Source organism: Pediococcus parvulus, assembly GCF_007990205.1.
GTDB classification, from domain to species: Bacteria; Bacillota; Bacilli; order Lactobacillales; family Lactobacillaceae; genus Pediococcus; species Pediococcus parvulus.
Window position 1 is genome coordinate 1 of record NZ_BJWE01000056.1, and the last position, 8,980, is coordinate 8,980.

The 8,980-nt window shown below is 37.2% G+C and carries 8 protein-coding genes and 1 tRNA gene; 7 read left to right on the forward strand and 2 right to left on the reverse strand.

Annotated features, from left to right (window positions below; genetic code table 11):
- Nucleotides 1-252: 252 nt before the first annotated feature.
- The 5 genes from PPA04_RS08745 to PPA04_RS08765 all read left to right on the forward strand — a co-directional run bounded on the left by PPA04_RS08745 (nucleotide 253) and on the right by PPA04_RS08765 (nucleotide 3,671).
- Nucleotides 253-576 (forward strand): hypothetical protein, encoded by a 324-nt coding sequence (locus tag PPA04_RS08745; protein ID WP_147206799.1) that lies wholly within the window; start codon nucleotides 253-255, stop codon nucleotides 574-576.
- A gap of 37 nt (nucleotides 577-613) precedes the next feature.
- Complete coding sequence (locus PPA04_RS08750; RefSeq protein WP_057784988.1) at nucleotides 614-1,432, forward strand: Cof-type HAD-IIB family hydrolase; 819 nt, start codon at nucleotides 614-616, stop codon at nucleotides 1,430-1,432.
- Nucleotides 1,433-1,724: 292 nt separating this feature from the next.
- Nucleotides 1,725-2,846, forward strand: a complete 1,122-nt coding sequence (locus tag PPA04_RS08755) for a glycosyltransferase (protein WP_057784987.1) — start codon at nucleotides 1,725-1,727, stop codon at nucleotides 2,844-2,846.
- 109 nt (nucleotides 2,847-2,955) lie between these two features.
- A tRNA-Arg gene (locus PPA04_RS08760) sits at nucleotides 2,956-3,027 on the forward strand.
- A gap of 200 nt (nucleotides 3,028-3,227) precedes the next feature.
- The gene (locus PPA04_RS08765; RefSeq protein WP_057784986.1) at nucleotides 3,228-3,671 is read left to right on the forward strand and encodes a hypothetical protein; all 444 of its coding nucleotides are present in this window, start codon (nucleotides 3,228-3,230) and stop codon (nucleotides 3,669-3,671) included.
- A gap of 159 nt (nucleotides 3,672-3,830) precedes the next feature.
- Here the strand turns inward: PPA04_RS08765 and PPA04_RS08770 are convergent, their stop codons facing one another.
- Nucleotides 3,831-4,352: a hypothetical protein gene (locus PPA04_RS08770; RefSeq protein WP_057784985.1), complete on the reverse strand. Its 522-nt coding sequence runs from the start codon at nucleotides 4,350-4,352 to the stop codon at nucleotides 3,831-3,833.
- A gap of 404 nt (nucleotides 4,353-4,756) precedes the next feature.
- Here PPA04_RS08770 and yjeM point away from each other — a divergent pair, with 404 nt between their 5' ends.
- Complete coding sequence (yjeM, locus tag PPA04_RS08775; RefSeq protein WP_260281004.1) at nucleotides 4,757-6,283, forward strand: glutamate/gamma-aminobutyrate family transporter YjeM; 1,527 nt, start codon at nucleotides 4,757-4,759, stop codon at nucleotides 6,281-6,283.
- Between the two features lie 144 nt (nucleotides 6,284-6,427).
- A complete protein-coding gene (locus PPA04_RS08780; RefSeq protein ID WP_057784984.1) occupies nucleotides 6,428-7,777 on the forward strand; it encodes a M20/M25/M40 family metallo-hydrolase in 1,350 nt (449 codons plus the stop codon).
- Nucleotides 7,778-7,879: 102 nt separating this feature from the next.
- Here PPA04_RS08780 and PPA04_RS08785 read toward each other — a convergent pair whose 3' ends face one another.
- A complete protein-coding gene (locus tag PPA04_RS08785) occupies nucleotides 7,880-8,953 on the reverse strand; it encodes a hypothetical protein (protein WP_057784983.1) in 1,074 nt (357 codons plus the stop codon).
- Between the last annotated feature and the right edge of the window lie 27 nt (nucleotides 8,954-8,980).

Genomic DNA, 8,980 nt, shown 5'->3' on the forward strand with positions numbered 1-8,980 from the left:
TAGTTGGCACGACTTGGAGCCGCAAGCCACGTCTCCAAGCTCGGCTTTATCTAAGCGAAAACCGATAAGATAAACGACACTACTGAGCCCAGTGGCTTCCAGACTAAGTCTAATCTTTGCAAGCAACACACTGATATAATAATTTTGATACTTTCAATCTTTAGTAAGATAAATAGTCGTAATTAATACCCCGATCATGATAGAATGAAGGGGTATTTTTAATGCATTCAAATGAAAGAAGAGCGAACTAAAATGATTCAAATTCCTCAAAATATGACCGAAGTAAAAGTGAAAATTGCAGAACTAGAAGAGTTAGGACATAAAAGCGACGAGAAGCAAGTTGTTTTTGAAGCGATTCAGGATAATGCCCAGTCTCTACTAGACGAACAACTAGAAGGTCATTACTATTCTTGCAAGTTAAACGACGATACAATTACAATTTTTGATGTCATTCAAAAACCGATTGGTGACATTAAATCTCAAGGGGCCTCATTTGATGCCGATTTTCGTCAAGACGCTAATAAGATGTTAATCTATTTGAATACGGAAATTCATCGTGTGATTAATCAGCGTTAGTTAGCTTCAAAATTTTAAATAAGCTAAGGAGTTTCAGATGACAATAAAATTAATTGCGAGTGACATTGATGGTACGTTTTTGGATGATCAGCACGAGTTTGATCGCCAACGGTTTCAAGAACAACTGGATGAAATGAATCACCGAGGTATTCACTTTGTCGTTTCCAGTGGTAATCAATATCAACATTGTTTGCGCGTGATGGATGGCATCAATGGGGATTTGACCTACGTGGTTGAAGACGGCGGGTTGGTTGTTGAAAATGACCAAGTGCTAGACTCGAGTCCGATTGAGCCAGAATTGTGGCAGTCGGTGGTTGCAAGCATGGCCAGCAAGCTCGTTTTGGCGAACGGAGTGATTGTGTTGTCAGGTCAAAAAGGTGCGTATACTAATGTGACGAACTCGACAGAAACTTGGGGTCGCACACGGTATTTTTATGAAATGTTGACCCACAGTGATCGTTTGACGGATGTAGATGATGAAATTTATAAAGTCGATGTGAACTGGCCTGGTGTTGGGGATGTACGGGATAAACACGCTACACTAGTGGGTGAGTTTGGTGATCAATTGGCAGAAGTGATGAGCGGCTACAGCGGCATCGATATTATCAAGCCACACGTCACGAAAGCATATGGATTGGAACAACTGCAACGCATTTGGAATGTGTCAATGGCAGAAACAATGGCGTTTGGCGATAACCAAAATGATGCCGCAATGTTACAGGATGCCAAGTATGGGTATGCTATGAAAAATGCGGCTCCGGAAGCGAAGGCTGCGACATCGTTTGTGACACCACTTGATAATAATCATAGTGGTGTGTTGGACATGATTGATCGTGTTTTGATAGATCAACTTTAACTATAAAAGTGTAAATAAAAGCTTTGTGCCAAATTAATTTTAGAATTTGGTGCGAAGCTTTTTGTGTAGAACAATGGGTTTTGCCTTTAATTTGTTCAGATTTCGAATAAAATATTGATAATGAGCAGAAGTACATATATTTATTATAGAATTGATAAGCAAAAAGCTTGAAAAAGAAGCAAAGGCCATGTTACTGTACGGTTAATATATTTAGCGGGCTGTCCGGTTGATGGATGGCTCATTTTCATAAGCAAAGTCAGTAAGTGAAATAAAAAGGTGAAGAGGGATGTCGATGAAAATTTTAGTATGTACGGAAAATTATTTAATGGATGGCCTGAAAAGAGCAACAACAGTCGTAGCTAATGAATTGGCGAATCGGGTTGAAATTAACTATTATACGTTGGCTGATATCAAACCTTATTTTGATTTAAATGCGCCGCTAATTGTGGCAAAGCACCCTATAGATTCAGGAGGCAAGAGTTTTCGTGGTGAAAAGCCATTGCAGAAGTTTAAACAACAAATTAGAGATTTAGCAACAGTTTTAGCTGAAGGCGATTACGATGTTGCCCTATTCACGGCCGGATTGTTAACTAGTTTTACACCTGAAATTAAACGACGAGTACCAGACGTCCGGGTGATTACGTGGATGCATAATAATGCGGATACTTATCTGAACAATTATTATGCGCAAATGAAAAAGGAATTTTGTAGCGGATTAAGAGCTGCTGATTTAGTGGTGACGCTAACTGAACATGATTTAAAAGGATTCAAGCAATTCAACGCCCAGACAATCAAGATTCATAATCCGTTGACTTTAAAGTCTGCTGGTAAAGCAAATTTGGAGAATCATGTGATTAACTTTACTGGACGGATTGATATTCAACAAAAGGGGATCGATTTGTTGTTAGAATTAGCAAAAGATCTGCCAGATAATTGGATGCTTTCAATCGCGGGTGGTGGGAAACCAGATGACATGGAAAAATTTAAAGAATTAATTCAAAAACATGACGTTGCTGATAAAATAATTTATCGAGGACATTTAAACAATCGAGAGTTGACCGAAAATTATCAAAATTCATCTATTTTTGTAATGACTTCACGTTGGGAAGGATTACCATTGGTGATTGGAGAAGCAATGAGTTATGGTTTACCAGTTGTTTCGATGTACAATACTGGTGCTGAAGAATATTTGGCAAATGGTAAATATGGAGTATTGTTGTCTAATCATTGCTTGCCAGATTTTTATCAGGCCATCAAACCATTATTAGATAGTGTGGAAGAACGACAAAAGAATGCCAAGTTATCATTGAAGCGAGCACGAGATTTTGAGTTGAAAAAAATCACAAATCAGTGGTTACGGTTATTGAAGGGGATGCAACGGCCACACAAGGGTGGACAACAACTTGCTCAGTAGAAAAAAACTTAATAAATGAAGTGGCCGGAGGAATGTGCTATCACCAAATAGTTGATGCCAAAATTTTAGGTTGAAATTTGAACTCAAGTTCATTAGAATTACACTATAGGCGTCGGTAGTGTAATGGATAGCACATGAGATTTCGGTCCTCATGATGGGGGTTCGATTCCCCCCTGACGCATCATTAATATAGAGGTACTTTAATACAGGTGAAAACCTGTATTTTTTTGTTTTTTAACTAAAATTGAAGAACATTTTCCGGCAAAAATGATAATTACAGTTTACTTAAGAGAATTTTTAATTATAATGGTTAAATAAGAATTAAATTACTAACCATTTTCTAATTGTTTGTACTACTTAAACACTGTAAGGAGTCAGCCTATGCAAAACAAATCATACATACATAAAGTTATTGAGCAATCGATAATCATGTTGTTTTTAATTGCTTTTTTCAATATTGACAATACAAATCATCTCAATGTAAGACTTAATTTCTACAACATTTGGCTTTTTTTGTCATGGATCTGTCAGTTTTATATAGTAAAAAGAAAAATTTGGTCATTAAGCAACCTATCGTTTTTACAACTTGGTGCCAGAGTTACCCAACAGGAACATGCAAAATATCATAGAAAAGACAAATGGGGAGATAACAGTTATGCAAATGTGCAACACAATTTAAGCACCCAAAGACTGGCATTGTGGGATACTAATTTTGATATGACGGTCAACTTCTTTATTAGAATTGGATATGCTTTGCTTGGTCCGATAATTTTAATGTTTGATATCGTTAAAGACTTAGTGGAAATGAATGAGCACCAAAAATAGTAGGTGTCACTGGCAGTAAAATGAATGAGTGTTTAAAAAGTATGGCAAAACTACTACAGCTTACCATGCTTTTTTTGTTAAAATGAATATTTAATTTCTTATTTGATTTCAATTTAAAATATATTAATCCTGTGAACTAGTTTGCACCGAAGAACTTTTTTATTGGCTACTGGAACTACTACTAGGTTTTGAACTTGAACTAGCCTTACTTTGTGGGTTAGAACTTGCTTTGGCAGATTCGCTGGAAACTTTTTCTGCATTCGTTGAGTTTTGTTTGGCAGCTCTTGCCACCGAACTAGCATCTTTAGCGGATTTTGCCTGTGCACGTTTCAACGAAGCAGCCATTTTTCTGTTGGCTGCTTTTTCACGTGCTAACGATTCTTTAGCTTTACTGATGGAACTACGAGCACGGAAAATTGAGGAAGACTGAGCGTTAGATCTGTCTTTAGCACTAAGGCTAGATTCAAACTTGGCAATTGATGCGGATTCGGCACGTTTTTCTTTTCGGGAGCTAGCGGCACTCAAGGTTAGATTATTAGCTGGTGGTTCGGAGTTTACATGACGAATATAAACAAAGGCCATTGTGGCAACAAACAGCAACGCAATTGATAGCCAAAGTGTAAATTTAAGAATTATTTTTCTACGATGTGTATTGTTGGAGCGGGAACCTCGTCGTTTCATGAGTACTAGTGCACCTCCTAAACTAGAGCTGATAACCTGATTATAACTGACTTTTCACCTTATTAAGGTGATTTTCAAATGTTTTTATATAACGTTGTCGTGTTTTTATGAGAAGATTCTTGATTCAAATTCAGCGTGTTAAAATTCACCAAGAACAGTAACTTAAGAAACGTTCTTAGTTCTTCATTATATGATCTAGTGTTAGAAAAAGAAAAGACTTTTGGTACTGTTGTAAAACGTATTCATGAACATTGAAAAAGTAAATTTTGAATAAACCTGTGTATTTATTCATTAATTCATGAATAAAGTCTTAAATTATTGATTGTTATTTGAAAAACTGCATATATTACAGAAAAAAGTGCTAAAATAGTCAAGTATTTCTATTTTAGAGAGAAGGATTTGTTTTGGAAGAGTTGGAGAACACAAAACAGCATAAAATTGGGCTGGTTGGCTTAATTCTTATGGTGTTTACCTCCATTTATGGAATTTCAAATACTACGGTTGCATACGATCAAATGGGGTATGGCGCCATTCTGTGGTACGTTTTGGGGGCAATTTTATTTTTTCTTCCTAGTGTAATGATGTTTGCCGAATATGGCGCTAGTTTTAAAGAAGCCCATGGTGGAATTTATTCGTGGTTGGCAGGTTCAATTGGAGAAGAACTGGCATTTATTGGGACGTTCATTTGGTTATCCGGGTGGATCGTTTGGTTGGTTTCGGAATCATCCAAGATCTGGATTCCGTTTGCGACAATGTTCACAGGATATGACACGACCCAATCTTGGCACTTTTTAGGATTGAATAGTGTGGAAACGATCGGTCTTATCGCGATTATGTTTATGTTTGCCGTGACATTTTTCTCAACGCATGGAATTAATCAGATTGCGCGATTTGCAGCGTTTGGCGGAATTATTACGTTAACCATCACCGCGCTATTTTTACTGATTAGTTTAGTTTTATTGGCTGTTCAAAGTGGACATTTAGCAGAACCATTTACGGCACGGTCCATTATTCATTCACCAAACGGGCAATTTGGTTCGCCAATTGCAATTATGTCGTTTATTGTATACGCAATTTTCGCCTATGGTGGCATGGAAACTATGGGTGGAGTTGTGGATAATGTGAAAAACTCATCCAAAACCTTTCCACGCGCGATGATCATTTCGACCATTATTATGTTGATAGCTTATTCCCTAGGCATCTTTCTGTGGGGTGTGAGTGCAAACTGGCACGTCGTTCTTGGTAATAAAACGAGCGATTTAGGCAACGTGTTATATGTTTTAATGAATAACTTAGGTGTGTCAATTGGGAAAACTTTACATTTATCAGTAGCCGCCAGTGTTAATTTGGGAAACTGGTTTGCGCGGGTTATTGGTATTGAAGAGTTCTTGTCCGATATGGGTGCGTTTTTCGTTTTGGTTTATTCACCTTTAAAATCCTTCATTATGGGCTCGCCGGCTAAATTTTGGCCCAAAAAAATGACCAAATTAAATAAATTTGGCGTTCCTGCGTATTCGATGTGGCTTCAAGCTATTATTGTGGCGGTGATTGTGTTTGCCGTTTCCTTTGGGGGCAGCAATGCACAGTCCTTTTACACGGTTTTGCAGGATATGGAAAACATTTCCTCGGCTGTGCCGTACTTGTTTTTAGTCGGCGCTTTTCCGTTCTTTAAAAAACGCACGGACTTAGAGCGACCCTTTGTTTTCTTCAAAACAAAGGCTATGACGTGGACAATAACGATTGTGACGTGGCTGGTAATTTTGTTGGGAATTATATTTACGGTAATTGAGCCACTTTCAATTCATGATTATTACACCGCATTTTGGACAGTTATTGGACCGATTTTCTTCGCGCTGGTTGCTTGGATTTTTTATGAAGTGTCTGTAAAACAACGAAAGATTAACGTTCCTCATATTGACGATATTGATTGAGAAAAGCATTGGTGCTGAGCCAATGCTTTTTTTGAGGTTACTTGATTTTAATAGTTAGAGAATAAATATGAGTGACACATTCCAGATTAAAAAGACTAATATGGTAGTCAGTAGGATTAGTATTTGAAAGCGAGAGGAACCACAATGAGTGAAGAAATCGAATTTATAGATCGCCATTATTCGGAATTTGAAAAATTGTTGACTGAATTTGTGGAAACGCGATCGGTAAGTAATGAAGATGACGACATGACAAATTGTATTAATTTCTTAAAACGAATTTTTGAAAGATTACTGGACGCCCAAGTAAGTGTCATTGAAACAGCCGGATTACCATCACTCGTTGCCCAAATCAAAGGGACGACTGATCGAACGGAGCTCCTTTATGGTCATTATGATACGATGCCTGGCGGTGACCGCAGTTTGTGGGATACGGATCCGTTTAAACTGATTTTGAAAGACGGTAGATATTTTGGCCGTGGTGTTGGTGATAACAAAGGACAGTTGATGGCTCAGATTCTAGGCATCTATATCTACAAGCAACTCCATGGTGAGTTGCCGTTCAACATCACATTTTTGGTGGAAGGTGAAGAAGAACGTGGCAGTGTGAACTTAGGGTCAACAGTTGCAAAACTGCGGGACTCATTACTGAAACAGGTGGAGTTGGCGGTAGTGGTTGATGGATCGATCAATCAAGATGGCGAGCACGTGGTCCGATTAGGGAATCGCGGGTTGTTTGGGTTTGAACTGACTGCGCATACCGGTCAGAATGATAATCATTCAGGTAATGCCGGTAATATTATGACGAGTGCTGCAATTAAACTCATTGAAGTATTGAGGAAGTTGTATGATTTTGATACGAAAAAAGTTCTGATTCCTAATTTCTATCAGGATGTTCCGACAAAAAGTGAAATTAAGTTAGATTTATTGGACAAGCTACCATACGATAAGAAACAAATTTGTGCGCAACTCGGATTGAGCACAATTCCTGATAAAATTGAGTTTTACGAACGCTTAATGTATCGACCAACGTTTAATATTGCGCGCATTGAGAGCGGATACACAGGAAAGGGCCTTAAAACCATTATTCCGCATCAAGCCACCGTTAAAATTGATTGTCGTCTAGTTGGTCATCAAGATATTGAAACCCTTAAAAAGGGCCTTGAGGATGTTCTTGCACATGAAATACAAAATAAGGAAGTTTCAATAAACTACCTAGGTTCGATTCCGCCGAGCACTTCTGATTTATCTAAAAGTCTGATCGCCACTTTTACGTCAATTGTGGAACAAGCAACTGGATCTGTTGTTGTGGAACCTGTCATGGCGGGAACTGTGCCTAATTATGTTTGGACCGATATTCTCAAAGTGCCGGTAGTAACCATACCATACGCTAATTACGATCAGCATAATCATGCGCCCAATGAAAACATGACGAAGAAGGATTTTGTTGATGGAATTCGGATTTCGTATGAACTGGCGGATAGAATGTTTAAGTAACAAAGTTAGTTTTGTTTAGGTACTAAAAATTGATCAAATAACAAAAGGAAGCCATAATCAAAATTGATTGATGGCTTCCTTTTATTTATCGAGATGGTTAAGTTAAAATGCTATTGCCGATTGATTATGGTTAACAGCATGTAATAACCGCTGGCCTTCTTTAATTGCATTTGCGATGCTATATACGCCAGAATAATGTTTAATTTCAATGTGGTTTTCAATAAGATCAACAATTTTTCTGTTTTGTCGTACCGCATCAATATCTAACATTCTAAGCAATGCCCACTCAGTATCCTCACCATAAACGACTAAATGTTTTGGCTTAATAATATTGCATTCTTGAATAAATATATTAGCACATTCGATAAATTTAGCTCGATTCTTTTTAACTTGAGATTCGGCTTCTTCTAATGAATCGAAATGGCCTGAATTATTTTTCTTCGATGCTTTTTTGTTTTGATCAGTCTTAAATAATGTCTCTGCCATTTTTGTAATATTTGAATGCATCAAATTATATCTACCTATCTTTGATGATATATATTCTAATTTTTCAGCTTCACTTAGCACTTTCCAGTCGTTACTGGACATGTATTCTTTTTTTCTTCTACTAGGAGTGGATATGAAGAAATTTTGTTTTATGTTGGCACTATTACTGTCGATAGTATCTTTGATAATATCCGTTATGTAACAGCCATCAAAACTGTCATCAAAGTGGGATTCAACAAAGTTGTATACCATGTTGCTGTCCAATTTAGGTGATTTGCTGTTCTTTTTTTTAATTGTTTCATCTGTGTGAAACATATACCAATCATCTTTTTGATCTGCTAGCTCTTGAGAATTTGCAGTATTAGAAATATTAAGTCCGATAAACATTGAGCTGTTATTAAATTCTGATTTTCCTTTTTCCTCACTAAAGTCTGTAAAGGATTCATCAAAATCTAGATCCGTTACTTTCAACTTGTAATGTGTTAAAAGATTTGTTGGTGTTGGCACCAAATCATCCTTCGGAAAATCAGAAAGGAGCCGTGCAGAAGTTAACAACTTATCGTCCACAGTGACTTTCTTATAAGTTAGAAAGGAAGAAATTTCATGCATGTGTGGTTTTCTACCTTCATCATTGCCTAAAGTTACTTGAATATTATCTATTTCTTTAGCTATTTCAGCATTTGTTTTCATATTTTGTATCCTCCAATCAAATCGCTA